This is a genomic window from Bacillus cereus (assembly GCF_002561295.1).
Taxonomy (GTDB): Bacteria; Bacillota; Bacilli; order Bacillales; family Bacillaceae_G; genus Bacillus_A; species Bacillus_A cereus_S.
This window is the reverse complement of sequence record NZ_NTUG01000015.1, coordinates 68,868-83,912: the sequence shown is the minus strand read 5'-3', so window position 1 is coordinate 83,912 and position 15,045 is coordinate 68,868. Positions and strand designations below refer to the sequence as shown.

Below are 15,045 nucleotides of genomic sequence, written 5' to 3'. Positions count from 1 at the left end.
TCTGCCCCCCTCCACCATTTTTCAAAAAAACAACCTGATAAAGGTTTATTTTTTTGAAAAGACAAGCATACTAGTAAATATTAATGGGCTATAGCCAAGCGGTAAGGCAACGGACTTTGACTCCGTCATGCGCTGGTTCGAATCCAGCTAGCCCAGCCATTTACGAGCCATTAGCTCAGTTGGTAGAGCATCTGACTTTTAATCAGAGGGTCGAAGGTTCGAGTCCTTCATGGCTCATCATTTTTGCGGAAGTAGTTCAGTGGTAGAATACAACCTTGCCAAGGTTGGGGTCGCGGGTTCGAATCCCGTCTTCCGCTTTGTTACTTTGGGGCCTTAGCTCAGCTGGGAGAGCGCCTGCCTTGCACGCAGGAGGTCAGCGGTTCGATCCCGCTAGGCTCCATAATCATTTATAGGAAAGCTTACATCGATTGATGTAAGCTTTTTTGTTTTATTCAAGGAAGACGGCTTGTACTCATTTTGTTTACAATAGAGGGGTAGAGTGAAGTATAGGATTTGAATTAAAGGGTATTTGGATAGGGAGAATGGAGGGATTGTGTTGAAGATTGTTATTGCTTGTGATTCGTATAAGGAAAGTTTACGGGCGATAGAGGTATGTAAAGCGATTGAAAAGGGATTTTCTAAAATCTTTCCCGAAGCTGAGTATGTAAATGTTCCAATTGGAGATGGAGGAGAGGGTACGGTCCAATCTCTTGTTGATGCTACTGGTGGAAAGATTATTTCACTTTATGTAACAGGTCCACTTGGAGAGCGTGTAGAGGCATTTTACGGCATTTCGAAGGATAATAGAACGGCATTTATTGAAATGGCGGCAGCATCTGGATTACATCATGTTTCAGTTGAAGAGCGAAACCCACTCATCACAACAACAAAAGGAACGGGAGAGCTTATATTAGATGCGTTAGACAGAGGTGTACAGCACATCATTTTAGGGCTTGGAGGAAGTGCTACGAATGATGGAGGTACGGGAATGCTCTCGGCCTTAGGCGTAAAGTTTTTGAAGAAAAACGGACAAATAATGGAGCCCGTCGGTGGAAATTTACAGTCTATTGATTCTTTAGATTTATCGACGTTAGATCCTCGTTTAGCACATGTAAAAATAGAAGCAGCGTGTGATGTAGATAATCCGTTAACAGGAAAAAAAGGAGCAGCTGCTGTATTTGCGAAGCAAAAAGGTGCTAGTAGCGAAATGATTGTAGAGTTAGATGAGAATTTAAAGCATTATGCCTACGTATTAAAACATCAGTTACATATTGATGTGGAACAAATTTCAGGTGCAGGAGCAGCAGGTGGATTAGGTGCTGCAGTTGTTGCTGTACTGCGAGGGGAATTAAGAAAAGGAATTGAAATTGTATTAGACTATACAAATTTCGATGAACATATAAGAGCCGCAGATATAGTTCTTACAGGTGAAGGAAGGATAGATGAACAAACAGCTTATGGAAAAGCTCCAGTTGGTGTTGCTAGGCGTGCAAAGAGATTCCGTATACCTGTCATAGCGATTGGAGGATCTGTAACTTCTAATCATATGTTAGTGTATAAGGAAGGGATAGATGCTGTGTTTAGTGCTACATCAAGTCCAATGAAGTTAGAAGAGGCTTATATGGCAGCGAAGGAAAATATTGAAATGACAGCAAGAAATATTGCATCTGTATGGAAAATGGCATCGGAAAAACGTCTCTAATATAAAGGGACGTTTTTTTATTTTCAATTATATGTATGCTTTTCTAATATATTTTTTGAAAATAATTCACTTTATGCATGAAATAGCTTCAAAACATAGATTTTCACATAAATATGAGTGAATAGTTTGTATATACATACAAAAAAATGTTGAGTTGAGTCAGAGTATATAAAAGATTTAAAATATTTAGTGAAGGCATAAAAGGGGGAGACTATCTATGAAGAAAGAAATTTCAATCGTTGGAGTTCCAATGGACTTAGGACAAATGCGTCGTGGGGTTGATATGGGACCAAGTGCAATTCGTTATGCGGGAGTAATTGAAAGAATTCAAAATATCGGGTATGACGTAGACGATATTGGGGACATTTGTATCGAGAGAGAAAAAGAAGTAGCTGAAAATACAAATTTAAGAAACCTTACACAAGTTGCAAAAGTTTGTGATGAATTAGCAGGTAAGGTTGATCATATTATAGAAGAAGGTCGTTTCCCACTTGTACTAGGTGGTGACCATAGTATTGCAATTGGTACACTTGCAGGAGTAGCAAAACATTATAAAAATTTAGGGGTTATTTGGTATGATGCACACGGTGATTTAAATACTGAGGAAACATCACCATCTGGAAATATTCATGGTATGTCACTTGCAGCAAGCTTAGGTTATGGACATCCTTCACTCGTTAATTTATATGAAGCGTATCCTAAGATCAAAAAGGAAAACGTTGTTATTATTGGTGCACGTGCATTAGATGAAGGAGAAAAAGACTTCATTCGTAATGAAGGAATTAAAGTATTTACAATGCATGAAATTGATCGTATGGGTATGACAGCTGTTATGGAAGAAACAATTGCATACTTGTCACATACAGATGGCGTTCATTTATCACTCGACTTAGATGGACTAGATCCACATGATGCGCCAGGAGTAGGAACGCCTGTAATTGGTGGATTATCATACCGTGAAAGTCATTTAGCAATGGAAATGTTAGCGGAGGCTGATATTATTACATCTGCTGAATTTGTTGAAGTAAACACAATTTTAGATGAGAAAAACAAAACAGCAACAACAGCGGTAGCTTTAATGGGTTCTTTATTCGGTGAAAAACTAAAATAAATGTAAGAAAAGCAGCTGAAAAGCTGCTTTTCTTATTTTAAAATGAGAGTATAATAATGAGTTATATTATACTGCTCTGCAAAATAAAGTTCGACATCTTACCAATTTCCACCAAGGAGGGAACGTCGTTTGTAATTGTCGTTTCTTTCATGTATGGTATAATTAACTAGTTGTTGTAAATACATACAGATAGAGCAAAATAATAATATTTCAGTATATAGATAAAAATGCTCATAAGTAGGAGGAAGGGTTAGCATGCCTTTTGGAGATATGAACTTTTTGAAATATCTCAGTACGATATTAGATATCGCCGTTGTGTGGTTTGTTATATATAAGCTAATTCTTGTAATCCGAGGTACAAAAGCTGTTCAACTTTTGAAAGGGATTACAGTTATTATTATTGTTCGTATATTGAGTTATTTATTTGAGCTACATACATTGCAGTGGCTCACAGATCAAGCTTTGACGTGGGGATTCTTAGCGATAATAATTATTTTCCAACCAGAGCTTAGAAGAGCGCTTGAACAATTAGGAAGAGGAAGCTTGTTCTCCCGTGGAATTGGCCAGGAAGAAGAAGAACATGAAATGGTAGCAAGTGCTGTAGCAAAGGCAACAGAATATATGGGGAAAAGGCGTATTGGCGCGCTTATTACCTTATCGAGGGAAACTGGGATGGGAGATTATGTAGAAACTGGGATTCCTTTAAATGCGAATGTCTCATCAGAACTTCTTATTAATATCTTTATTCCAAATACACCGCTTCATGATGGAGCTGTTATTATGCAGGGAAATACGATTAAAGCAGCGGCTTGTTATTTACCATTATCGGAAAGTCCATTCATCTCGAAAGAATTAGGTACACGTCATCGAGCTGCAATGGGAGTTAGTGAAGTAACTGATAGTATTACAGTAGTGGTATCGGAAGAAACAGGCCAAATTTCTTTAACTAAAAATGGAGAGTTACATCGTGACTTGAAAGTCGAACAGTTGAAAGAAATGCTTTTAGCAGAATTCAGTGGGAATGTGAAACCGACTTCTTCATCTTTATGGAATTGGAATTGGAGGAGAAAGCGTCATGGATAAGCTAATGGAGAACCACTGGTTTTTAAAAGGAATTTCATTACTATTGGCGTTCATGCTTTACATGTCAACGAATTTGTCAGACAAAAGTACAGTAGGAAATAAAAATACGTCACCTTTTCCAACGGGTGATATAACAGAAACAGTATCTAACATTGTGGTAGCAGTAAACTACGATGAAGATAAATATATTGTAAATGGAATTCCAAAGTATGTAAAAGTAAAATTAGAAGGATCTAAAAACGTAATTACTGCGGCAAAATCACAACGCGAATTTGGTGTATCTGTAGATTTACGAGGATATTCTACTGGAACATATGATGTTCCTTTAAAATATACCGGGATGGAAAGCAATTTAAAAGTAACAGTTCAACCAGAGACAGTTAAAGTTACAATCCAAAATAAGGCGAAGAAATCGTTTCCTGTGGAAGTGAAATATTCGAATGAGAATCAAATACCAGGAGGTAGTTTGATTGAACCGCCAACTATTAAACCAGGAACTGTTGAGGTTATTGGTACAGAAGAGGAACTAGAAAAAGTTGCTTTTGTTAGGGCGTATATTGATTTGAAGGGAATAACAAAAACAGTAACAAAAACAGCTGAAATTGTAATTTATGATAAAGATGGACAGAAGTTAGATTTACAAACAACACCATCTAAAGTCAATGTGACGATTCCAATTTCAAATCAAACTGCGACAAATAATATTGAAAAAACCGTCCCACTAACTTATGTGGAAAAAGGAAGTATAGCAGAAGGTTTAGCTGTTACAAATATCGGTATCGAACCAAAAGAAGTGACAATATCAGGTCCAAAAGATGTTTTGGACAATATAAAGTCCTTGGAGGGCGTCGAAGTAGACCTTAGTAAAATTACAGGTTCTACAACATTCGATGCCTCTGTTTTATTACCGAAAGGTGTAACAAGTGTAAGTCCTAGTCAAGTAAAGGTTTCTGTCGAAGTGCAAGAACAGAAAAAAACAAAGCATAAGACAATTGATGGCATTTCTATACAGGAAAATGGATTGTCAGATGAATTCACTTTACAGTTACTTTCTCCCCAAAGTGGGAAGATAAGCGTTGATATTTCAGGAGAAGCAAGTATAGTAGATAAAATAACAGCAGAACAAATAACAGCGTCGATTAATCTACAAAACGTGTCTTCTGGGACTCATGATATTTCCATTCAGGTTAGTGGACCTAACAATATTTTGATAGAAGCAAAACAAAAAAGTGCAAAGGTCACCCTTGTAAAGAAAGAAAAAAACGATCAAGAAGTGCAAGGTAAACCAGAGGAACCAGAGCCAGAGAATGAAACAGAGCAACCAAAAGAAGAGCAGAATCAAGATACAGAACAAGAGAATGCAGTAGGAAAACAAGAGGAAACTCAAAAACAGAATGAGCAAGAAAAAGGAGCGAATAGTAATGGGTAAATATTTTGGTACAGATGGTGTGCGCGGTGTTGCAAATGAGGAGTTAACGCCTGAATTAGCGTTTAAAATTGGACGTTTTGGAGGTTATGTATTAACAAAAGATACAGATCGTCCAAAGGTTATTATTGGTCGTGACACACGTGTATCTGGTCATATGTTAGAAGGTGCTTTAGTAGCAGGCCTATTATCAACAGGAGCAGAAGTTATGCGCCTTGGCGTTATTTCAACTCCAGGAGTTGCATACTTAACAAAAGCATTAGATGCACAAGCAGGCGTTATGATTTCAGCATCTCATAATCCAGTACAAGATAACGGAATTAAATTCTTCGGTTCAGATGGATTTAAATTAACTGATGAGCAAGAAGCAGAAATTGAAGCTTTATTAGATAAAGCAGTAGATGAATTACCACGTCCAACAGGAACGGCACTTGGACAGGTGAATGATTACTTCGAAGGTGGACAAAAGTACTTACAATACATTAAACAAACTGTAGAAGAAGACTTCTCTGGTTTACATATTGCGTTAGACTGTGCACATGGGGCAACATCTTCTTTAGCACCATATTTATTTGCAGATTTAGAAGCTGATATTTCTACAATGGGAACTTCACCAAACGGCATGAATATTAATGATGGTGTGGGTTCTACACATCCAGAAGTTCTAGCAGAACTAGTAAAAGAAAAAGGTGCAGATATTGGACTTGCATTCGATGGCGATGGAGACCGTCTAATTGCAGTAGATGAAAAAGGCAACATCGTTGATGGCGATCAAATCATGTATATTTGTGCGAAGTATATGAAGCAAACTGGTCAATTAAAACATAACACAGTTGTTTCAACAGTTATGAGTAACTTAGGTTTCTATAAAGCGCTTGAAGCAAACGGTATTACAAGTGATAAAACAGCAGTTGGTGATCGCTACGTAATGGAAGAGATGAAACGCGGCGGTTATAACCTTGGTGGTGAACAATCTGGTCATATTATCTTACTTGATTACATTACAACTGGAGATGGAATGTTAAGTGCACTTCAGCTTGTAAATATTATGAAAATGACGAAAAAACCATTGTCTGAGCTTGCAAGTGAAATGACAAAGTTCCCGCAATTATTAGTGAACGTTCGTGTAACAGATAAAAAATTAGCATTAGAAAATGAAAAAATTAAAGAAATCATCCGTGTGGTAGAAGAAGAAATGAACGGAGATGGACGTATTCTTGTTCGTCCTTCTGGAACAGAACCACTTATTCGTGTAATGGCAGAAGCACCAACACAAGAGATTTGTGATGGATATGTACATCGTATTGTAGAAGTTGTGAAAGCTGAAGTTGGAGCTGAATAATTCGTTGGTTTTATACAAAAAAGGAGCACAAAGCGTGCTCCTTTTTCATATGTTTTATAGACAATGAAAAATTTTCATTGACGGTTTATGTTGTTTGTTATAAGATTGTCTTGTTCTTTTTCTCAAAGTAAATATATGAATTATGAAAGCGCCAGAACTACAAGTTGTGTAGTTGACGAGGAGGAGTTTTATCGAGATTTCGGCGGATGACTCCCGGTTGTTCATCACAACCGAAAGCTTTTACTTAAATCACAGAGGTGACTCGGTGGACAAAGGTAAAGGTTTGATGAGAGAAAAGGAACGGATCAATACTAGCTGTATAACTGTATAAGTATATACGGACTTAAACCCAATCGAGAGGAAGGTGAAAGCCGTTACAGACTTACAGGGCTAGCAATATGTAATCCGTTTTTTATATATAAATAATGGGATCGGACTATGTCGTTACATGTTCGCAGAGCAATGTAAGTATTTGTAACGGCGACTAAACATGTGTGGAATCGTAGGATTTATTGGAGATCAAGATGCAAAGGAAATTTTATTAAAAGGTTTAGAAAAGCTAGAGTACCGTGGATATGATTCAGCGGGTATTGCAGTACAAGCAGAGAACGGCGTTGTTGTATACAAAGAAAAAGGCCGTATTGCAAAACTTCGTGAAATCGTAGACGAGAACGTAGCAGCAAGCGTAGGAATCGGTCACACACGCTGGGCTACACATGGTGTTCCAAGCAAAGTAAACGCGCATCCGCATCAAAGTACATCAAAACGTTTTACATTAGTTCATAACGGTGTAATTGAAAACTATGAATTAGTGAAAAAGGAATATTTACAAGATGTAACGTTCGTAAGTGAAACAGATACAGAGGTTATCGTACAACTTATGGAACAACAAGTGAGCACTGGATTAAGTGTAGAAGAAGCGTTCCGTAATACGCTGTCTCTTTTACATGGTTCTTATGCAATCGGATTACTTGATGCTGAAAATCCAAACATGATTTATGTTGCTAAAAACAAAAGCCCGCTATTAGTAGGTGTTGGTGACAACTTTAATGTTGTGGCGAGCGATGCTATGGCGATGTTACAAGTTACAGATCAGTTTATCGAGTTAATGGATAAAGAAATTGTAATCGTAACAAAAGAAAGCATTACAATTAAAAACTTACAAGGTGAAACGATTGAACGTGCACCGTTTACAGCGGAATTAGACGCAAGTGATATTGAAAAAGGAACATACCCTCATTTCATGCTTAAAGAAATCGATGAGCAACCACTTGTAATCCGTAATATTATTCAAAAGTATCAAGATGAAAATGGCGAAATTGAATTAGATCAAGACATCCGCAATGCGATTTTAGATAGCGATCGTATTTACATCATTGCATGTGGAACGAGTTATCATGCGGGTCTTGTTGGAAAGCAATTTATCGAGAAGTTTGCAAAAATGCCAGTTGAAGTACACGTAGCAAGCGAATTCTCTTACAACATGCCATTATTAACAGAAAGACCATTCTTCATTTACATTTCGCAAAGTGGTGAAACAGCAGATAGCCGTGCAGTACTTGTACAAACAAACGAAATGGGTCATAAAGCATTAACAATTACAAACGTACCTGGTTCTACACTTTCTCGTGAAGCAGATTATACACTTCCGTTATATGCGGGACCAGAAATCGCAGTTGCATCAACGAAAGCTTACACAGCACAGCTTGCAGTACTTTCAATTTTAGCAGCGGATATTGCTAAAGCGAAAGGTGAAGTTCTTGATTTTGATTTAACATATGAACTAGGACTTATAGCAAATGCAATGGTAGTACTTTGTGATCAAAAAGAAGAAATGGATGCACTAGCAAAACAATTTTTAGCAACAACTCGCAACTGTTTCTTCATCGGACGTAGCGTAGACTTCTTCGTAGGCTTAGAAGGAGCGCTAAAGTTAAAAGAAATCTCTTACATCCAAGCAGAAGGATTTGCTGGTGGAGAATTAAAACACGGTACAATCGCGTTAATTGAACAAGGTACACCAGTTATCGCACTTGCTACACAAGAGCACGTAAACCTTGGAATTCGCGGCAACGTGAAAGAAGTAGTAGCACGCGGAGCAAACCCATGTATCATCTCAATGAAAGGTTTAGAAATGGAAGGCGATAGCTTCGTATTACCAGCTGTACACGAAGCATTAGCACCGCTTGTAGCAGTTATTCCATTACAACTTATCTCATACTACGCAGCGCTTCACCGCGAGTGTGATGTTGATAAGCCTCGTAACTTAGCTAAGTCTGTTACGGTTGAGTAGGAAATTAAGCAATTTATAATCTTTGTGTAGATTTGAAATAAAGTCGCGACGTTTTAAAAAAAGTTGCGAAGCTTTGCCCCTTTGGATATGGTTATCTAAAGGGGTGTTTTTGTGTCGAAAAGAAAAAGAACATCTAAAATCGATAAGTGGTTTGGCAGTGGGGAAGATTATCAGCCTTGGCTTAAAATTCAAGGTGTTTCCTCATTAGATCGGTCAACAAGATTAAAAGATATAAAAGCCGGCAGACAACAGGGGTCTTTATCGGATTTGGAACAGAACTATCCTTATTTAACTGAATTTTCTGTTGTTATTTCGGTATTCGTGAATAATTTCTCTTATTATCACAAGACGGGACGATAGATTACTGGACATTACGAGGGGGTTTATTAATGAAAATGAACGAAAAAACATATTTAAGTATAGAAGAGGTTATTTCATTACCAACCTTATCAGGTACAAACATAAGTGATAATGGTAAAAACGTAGCATTTGTCAAGAAGACAGCTAACTGGAAAGACAATAAATATAGGAATCATGTATGGATATATGAAAAAGATAAGGGGCGGAGTTACCCATTAGCAACTGGGGATATAGATAGTACATACCCATTATGGTCTCCAGATTCTAAGAATATCGCATACCTTAGCCCAGTTGGTGACGGGGATAATAAAAAAAATCAGATCTTTGTTAAGTCAATAGATGGTTATAGTGGGGTTCAAATTACTGATGAGAAAGAAGGAGTCAGTAAATTCAAGTGGGAGCCTACTGGCAAGGGTTTTTATTATGTTGCACAGTCAAAAGAATCTGAGGCGATAAAGAAACGTAAGGAACTATATGGGGATTTCCATCATATAGGTAAGGAATACCAGAATAATTGTTTATATTACATTGAAGTAGAAAAAGTGATACAAAATGATAAATATGAACACGAAAATAGCGTTGTTTATCCACTAACGGATGGGAAGGATTTTCATATCCATGAATTTGATATTTCAAATGATGGGAAAAAGGTTGTATTTATGGCTACACCAAGCCCAAATATGGGAGATTATATGAATGGAGATCTATACATACTAGATATTAAAGCTGGAGAGCTACAAAAGATGAATAGGGATAAGTTGTTGGGAGGGAGTGTTTGCTTTTCTCCTGAAGGTAGCAAAATATGTTATTCAGCAAGCATAAGGGAGAGGGATTACTATAAGACCCATATACAAGACAATACACTAGAGATATATGATATTAATAATGGAGAGCTAATTCAGCCTTTAACAGATTTTGATAGTACGGTTATTCCATTACGGTGGACAGCTAAGGGAATTTTAATTAGATGGCAGAATAAAACGAATTATCTTATTGGGTTGTTATCTGAGAATGGCACTGTGGAAAGGTTAAGCGAAAAAGCAGATAGCTTTATAATGGATGCTTCTATAACAAGGGATGGAAATCATATATCTTATAGTAAGGCTATTACAAATGAAACCTTTGAAATCTATTTGGACGATAAAAAAATAACGAATGAAAATAGCTTTTTCAAAGGAAGGCTTAAAGGTAACAGGGAAATAATCTCATGGAAAAGTAGTGATGGTCTTGAAATAGAGGGTGTTTTATCAACCCCGGTAGAGTTTGACGCAAATAAAAAATATCCTTTATTAGTGGTAATCCATGGTGGTCCGGCTTGGGCATCCTTTCCAATATTTTCATACTGTTTTAATGAGAAATATCCTATTGAACAGTTTATCGAAAAAGGATTTATAGTTTTAGAACCAAATTACAGGGGAAGTTCTGGTTATGGTAATGAATTCTTAAAAGCAAATTATAGAAAACTGGGACTTGCTGACTACGATGATGTTATATCTGGAGTGGATAAACTGGTTGATAAAGGGATGGCAGATAAAGATAGAGTAGGGGTTATGGGGTGGAGCAACGGGGGATATATATCAGCTTTCTGTTCTACATTTAGTAGTAGATTTAAAGCTATTTCAGTTGGAGGTGGAATTACGAATTGGAGTACCCATTATGTAAATACAGATATACCTTACTTCATTAGGATGTATTTAGGAAATAATCCATGGAATGATCCAGAGATATATACGAAAACATCACCAATGACATATATTAAATCAGCCTGTACGCCCACTTTAATCCAACATGGCGAAAAGGATGCAAGAATTCCAACTCCAAATGCATATGAGCTATATCAAGGATTAAGGGATATGGAAGTTGATACAGAATTAATTATATTTAAAGGAATGGCATATAGTTCTGATCATCCAGGAATTAATATGGCTATTATGAAGCAAAACTTGATGTGGTTTTCCCACTATATTCTTGGAGAAAGTATGAAAGATTTTAGGGTTTTATAATGGTTGCCACTGTATAATACGCTAGCAACTACATTGACTTATAATTGTATAGCAATATCATGTCAGTAAGTTCCCTGTACTTTTATAGGGGTACGGAAACGACTCGTGTAAAAACTGCAATAGGATAAAAGCGTGGCTCGGATATGGAAAATTACATATTTGCCACGTTTTCTTCTTATAAAAGATTAATTAGGCCTAGAAGGCAAAGTAGATATAAGAAATAGGTACTTCAGTCATGAGATGAAGTGGAAATCCGTTCAAGCTGTTGTATAGTGTTCTCATGAAAAGAAGCTAGGGTGAGGAAAAACCTCATCCTAGCTTCTTTTAACTTTATTTTATTTAGTTAATGTAAATTTCACTTTGTGTCCTTTTGAAATATCTTTCGCCTCTTTATTTCTCATAGGACCTAATTCGATTTCGAAGCTTTTGTCTTTCCAAATTTTTTCATATTGTTCTTGATCCAACGTGTAAACCTGTAATAGCTCTCCAGATGTTCCGGTTTTGATTACATCGTTATATTTGTAATTCAGTAACATGCCTTCGCTGATTGTGTATTGTGCGCCATCATTCACTCTTAGTGTAGAGCTTATAGGAGACAACGCGATATCTTCAGCCTCTTTATTATCGAGTTTAAATTTGACTGTTAATAAAACAACACCATTTTTGAAATTTTCAAACCGAGGAGCTTCAACGGAATTTGGTGTGAATTTAGTGAATTGGTATCCATCTAATGTAACGTTGGTAGCACCTAATTGTTCACTTTTATTTATGTTTGATTTCTCGTTTAGCATTTGCTTCTCGCCCATGTTATCAGTCGTTGCTTTATCTTGATAAAAAGCTTTATCTGCCGAAACTTTTTGATCACCTTGTTTATTCAAACTTAATGCGAAATTTCCTGCACTTCCAATTGGGGTGTCATATTTTCCTTTATTCGCTTGCGCTTCAGGAACTTTGACTGATACTGTCGATAGCCCTAAAATCTTTGCTAAATCATCTTTACCAAATGGATATGCAATATAACCAGAAATGCTTTCTCCGGCTTTTACTAAATAATCATTGCTTGGAGATAATTTTGTAGGTAATTGATCCTCTTTTGGAATTAAATCTCTATAGTTACTGTAAACTTTCTGAGCGCCTGTAAATGTCATGTCTAAAGTTGGCATATAATACACATCTTTATTTGAATCATTCTTTACAGTATAGTGTGCAAGAATGACCCCACCGTTTGTTTGATTGTTAAACGGAATGTTAAAATCGGTATGAAAATCATTTAATTCAACTAATGTATAGTTATCGAGCGATACGGAAACCTCTTGTAATTTATGTACTTGTGGTTCCTTATTTTCATAAAGGACTTTCGTCTTACCTTGTGTTTCTTTCTCCATATATGAGATAAGCTTTGAATAATCATTTGAATTAGCTGTTGTATTTTTATCTTTTGCCTCTTTTTCAGTATCTGTTTTTGTTGTATCCTTTTTTTCTTCTTTGTTTTCTTTTTCAGTATCTGTTTTTGCCGTATCTTTTTTTTCTTCCTTATTTTCTTTTGTTACGGTCTCTTTTTGGTCTTTATTTGTTGTCTCACTTTGACCGCAACCAGTCATCATAAAGACTACAACCGTCATGATAGAAAATAAAGAAATTACTTTGTTTGACATTTCTTTTCCCCCTATTGTTCTCTACTAAACTTTTCACCTACCAAATTAAATAATGAATTGTATCCCCCCTATCGCCGTTATATTACATTATAGAAAAAAAAACCATCTTTTTCTAGTTAGTTCCATTAATTGAGTTGTAATTCAGGTCTGCCAAAAAGAAAGATGTATGACAAGAGATTCTATTAATTGGGAAAAATTCTATAAAATTCAAAAAACTATTGGCAATGTGCACGATTTAATATATAAATAAGGGATATTACTAGAAATGGGGGAGAGCGACTAATGAAAAAAATTATCGCAGTTTCTGGTTTAGTACTTATGATTGGGGTAGCAGGAGGATGTAGTAGTGAAAAGACTACAAAGAACAGTGAGTCCAAAACAGAATCAGTGCAAAAAGAAAAAGAGTTAGTAGCAAAGGATATTTTTAAGAAAGCGACTGAGGAGTTTAAAAAAGAAGAATATGTAACAATGGCATATGATATGGCTATGAAGGGGACAAATAAGTCAGAAGATATGAAAATGAAAATACAGATGCAACCAAAGGCAAAGAGTTCCCGAAGTGAGATGAATGTCTCGGGGACAGAAATCATAGTGTTTGAAGTTGATGGGAAGATTGTCGGTCAGGTGAAAAATCCTAATACAGGAGAGCTTATGACGATTCCTAATGAACAATTAAACACAGGTGATTTGCAGGTGACGAAAAATATATTGGAGGATGCCGATCTGCCGGCACCGATAGCAAATAAAATGAAAGCAGATAAAGATGGAGATAAGTACAAGCTTACACTTAGCTTAAAAGGAAAAGAAGCGATAGATGCTTTACAAAAAATGAACGGGAACATGAAAAATGTATTCGAAGGGTTAAATCTAGACTCGTTAAATGTGGAATATATAATTACAAAAGATTTTAAATTTGAAGCCTTTAAAGTAGATATGAAGGTGAGTGCAAATAAAGAAGAAATGAAAGCAATTATAGGCGGGAAAATTACTTCTTATGAGAAATTCGATCCAATTAAACTGCCAGAATTAAAATAAAAAAATAGTTTATATATATGAAGTGATGAATTTAGCGGAGGTGTCTTAAATAGAAGGCATCTCTTTTTTTATACTGTGATATGCTTCCCTTAAAAAGTAGGTACAATACAAACATAGATAAATGTTCTGGTTAATGGCATATACAAATTTTGTATTAAAAAAATTGAAGAAAGTGTAACTTGAAAAACGAAAGGCTGTAGTTATAATGGTGGCATGATTTCATAGTATTATTTTTAATAGCTTCGAGAATTTAAATATTTTAGTGGATATGTTTATACGTAAAAATGAAGAAATGCCCTTTGTATAGGGCATTTTTTTACATTGTTGGCTTCATAATTTCCTGCATAATCCCACCTATGCTCATTAAAGCAGTAGTAATTACAAATAACACAATCACCAGTATCATAATTTTCTTTTTATGTAATCCCGTTAAAACATATAACCCAATACCTAAGACGATATAGTACCAAATCGCAAATATATCTATTCTTTGCGCCATTGCATGTAAGATGGGATTATCGGTGAGTAAGGGGGCTAAACTCGTATAGGAAATTTGATAATCTCCTAGTAAAACAGCAATCGTTCCATTCAATAGCATGCCGAGTTTCATAATGAACACAGAATAGAGTGTAACGCAAAGTAATTCTTTGTAGGTTGTATCGACTCCAAAAAAGATTATGATGTTTTTATAGAAGATAGGAGCGCAAAATATGGATATAATGCCGCTAAATGCTGCAAAGCCGAAAGTAGTTAAGAAAGTAATATCAGTAGAGATTTGAAAAGCAGAATTACTATTCATTTGTTTTATTGCAGGATTATTGAGTGTGACATATGAGAAAAGAGCACTTGTAATAATTGTTAAAAGTAGAATTATGAATAATGGTACTATAATTGGTTTGTGAGTACGCATTCTTTGAAATTGTAGTGCGGGTGAGGTAATGATACTGAATATAGATGGTTTTTTTATAAGTTCTTCGTTTATTGCTGCTGGTGATTCCATGATTACCCCCTTCTTCTGAAATACTTATTTCCAAT

11 protein-coding genes, 4 tRNA genes and 1 pseudogene are annotated in these 15,045 nt (G+C 36.0%); 14 read left to right on the top strand and 2 right to left on the bottom strand.

Going from position 1 to position 15,045, the window contains the following annotated elements; genetic code table 11:
• Nucleotides 1-84: 84 nt before the first annotated feature.
• The 13 genes and pseudogenes from CN373_RS12105 (at nucleotide 85) to CN373_RS12045 (ending at nucleotide 11,320) form a co-directional block, all read left to right on the top strand.
• Nucleotides 85-159 (top strand) — tRNA-Gln (locus tag CN373_RS12105).
• A gap of 5 nt (nucleotides 160-164) precedes the next feature.
• A tRNA-Lys gene (locus CN373_RS12100) sits at nucleotides 165-237 on the top strand.
• Nucleotides 238-245: 8 nt separating this feature from the next.
• A tRNA-Gly gene (locus CN373_RS12095) sits at nucleotides 246-317 on the top strand.
• A 10-nt stretch (nucleotides 318-327) separates the two neighbouring features.
• Nucleotides 328-400 (top strand) — tRNA-Ala (locus tag CN373_RS12090).
• 156 nt (nucleotides 401-556) lie between these two features.
• A complete protein-coding gene (locus tag CN373_RS12085) occupies nucleotides 557-1,702 on the top strand; it encodes a glycerate kinase (protein ID WP_098359443.1) in 1,146 nt (381 codons plus the stop codon).
• A gap of 217 nt (nucleotides 1,703-1,919) precedes the next feature.
• Nucleotides 1,920-2,813, top strand: a complete 894-nt coding sequence (gene rocF / locus CN373_RS12080; protein ID WP_000711554.1) for an arginase — start codon at nucleotides 1,920-1,922, stop codon at nucleotides 2,811-2,813.
• Nucleotides 2,814-3,068: 255 nt separating this feature from the next.
• Nucleotides 3,069-3,896, top strand: coding sequence for a diadenylate cyclase CdaA (gene cdaA, locus CN373_RS12075; RefSeq protein WP_001115802.1), 828 nt, complete (start codon nucleotides 3,069-3,071; stop codon nucleotides 3,894-3,896).
• Nucleotides 3,889-5,325 (top strand): CdaR family protein, encoded by a 1,437-nt coding sequence (locus tag CN373_RS12070; protein WP_098359442.1) that lies wholly within the window; start codon nucleotides 3,889-3,891, stop codon nucleotides 5,323-5,325. The genes cdaA and CN373_RS12070 overlap by 8 nt, the downstream gene beginning before the upstream one ends.
• Nucleotides 5,318-6,664 (top strand): phosphoglucosamine mutase, encoded by a 1,347-nt coding sequence (gene glmM, locus CN373_RS12065; RefSeq protein ID WP_098359441.1) that lies wholly within the window; start codon nucleotides 5,318-5,320, stop codon nucleotides 6,662-6,664. Before CN373_RS12070 ends, glmM begins: the two co-directional genes overlap by 8 nt.
• A gap of 286 nt (nucleotides 6,665-6,950) precedes the next feature.
• Nucleotides 6,951-7,142 (top strand): annotated as a pseudogene (locus tag CN373_RS25850) (hypothetical protein).
• A 12-nt stretch (nucleotides 7,143-7,154) separates the two neighbouring features.
• On the top strand, nucleotides 7,155-8,957 hold the full coding sequence (glmS, locus tag CN373_RS12055; protein WP_000334143.1) for a glutamine--fructose-6-phosphate transaminase (isomerizing): 1,803 nt from the start codon (nucleotides 7,155-7,157) through the stop codon (nucleotides 8,955-8,957).
• Between the two features lie 111 nt (nucleotides 8,958-9,068).
• Nucleotides 9,069-9,317, top strand: coding sequence for a hypothetical protein (locus CN373_RS12050; RefSeq protein ID WP_033663906.1), 249 nt, complete (start codon nucleotides 9,069-9,071; stop codon nucleotides 9,315-9,317).
• 29 nt (nucleotides 9,318-9,346) lie between these two features.
• Nucleotides 9,347-11,320, top strand: a complete 1,974-nt coding sequence (locus CN373_RS12045) for a S9 family peptidase (RefSeq protein WP_000783357.1) — start codon at nucleotides 9,347-9,349, stop codon at nucleotides 11,318-11,320.
• Nucleotides 11,321-11,655: 335 nt separating this feature from the next.
• Here CN373_RS12045 and CN373_RS12040 read toward each other — a convergent pair whose 3' ends face one another.
• Complete coding sequence (locus tag CN373_RS12040) at nucleotides 11,656-12,975, bottom strand: DUF5068 domain-containing protein (protein ID WP_098359440.1); 1,320 nt, start codon at nucleotides 12,973-12,975, stop codon at nucleotides 11,656-11,658.
• A 282-nt stretch (nucleotides 12,976-13,257) separates the two neighbouring features.
• On the opposite strand from CN373_RS12040, the gene CN373_RS12035 reads away from it, so the two are divergent.
• Entirely contained in the window at nucleotides 13,258-14,010 is a 753-nt protein-coding gene (locus tag CN373_RS12035; protein WP_000719912.1) for a DUF6612 family protein, read from the top strand.
• Nucleotides 14,011-14,326: 316 nt separating this feature from the next.
• On the opposite strand, the gene CN373_RS12030 is transcribed toward CN373_RS12035, so the two are convergent.
• Nucleotides 14,327-15,010, bottom strand: coding sequence for a YIP1 family protein (locus CN373_RS12030; protein ID WP_000445592.1), 684 nt, complete (start codon nucleotides 15,008-15,010; stop codon nucleotides 14,327-14,329).
• Between the last annotated feature and the right edge of the window lie 35 nt (nucleotides 15,011-15,045).

Bases quoted from the DNA above. Each gene is read 5' to 3' on its own strand.
- cdaA (WP_001115802.1), top strand. From the start codon at position 3,069: ATGCCTTTTGGAGATATGAACTTTTTGAAATATCTCAGTACGATATTA.
- CN373_RS12035 (WP_000719912.1), top strand. From the start codon at position 13,258: ATGAAAAAAATTATCGCAGTTTCTGGTTTAGTACTTATGATTGGGGTA.
- CN373_RS12040 (WP_098359440.1), bottom strand. From the start codon at position 12,975: ATGTCAAACAAAGTAATTTCTTTATTTTCTATCATGACGGTTGTAGTC.
- CN373_RS12045 (WP_000783357.1), top strand. From the start codon at position 9,347: ATGAAAATGAACGAAAAAACATATTTAAGTATAGAAGAGGTTATTTCA.
- CN373_RS12030 (WP_000445592.1), bottom strand. From the start codon at position 15,010: ATGGAATCACCAGCAGCAATAAACGAAGAACTTATAAAAAAACCATCT.
- glmM (WP_098359441.1), top strand. From the start codon at position 5,318: ATGGGTAAATATTTTGGTACAGATGGTGTGCGCGGTGTTGCAAATGAG.
- CN373_RS12070 (WP_098359442.1), top strand. From the start codon at position 3,889: ATGGATAAGCTAATGGAGAACCACTGGTTTTTAAAAGGAATTTCATTA.
- rocF (WP_000711554.1), top strand. From the start codon at position 1,920: ATGAAGAAAGAAATTTCAATCGTTGGAGTTCCAATGGACTTAGGACAA.
- glmS (WP_000334143.1), top strand. From the start codon at position 7,155: ATGTGTGGAATCGTAGGATTTATTGGAGATCAAGATGCAAAGGAAATT.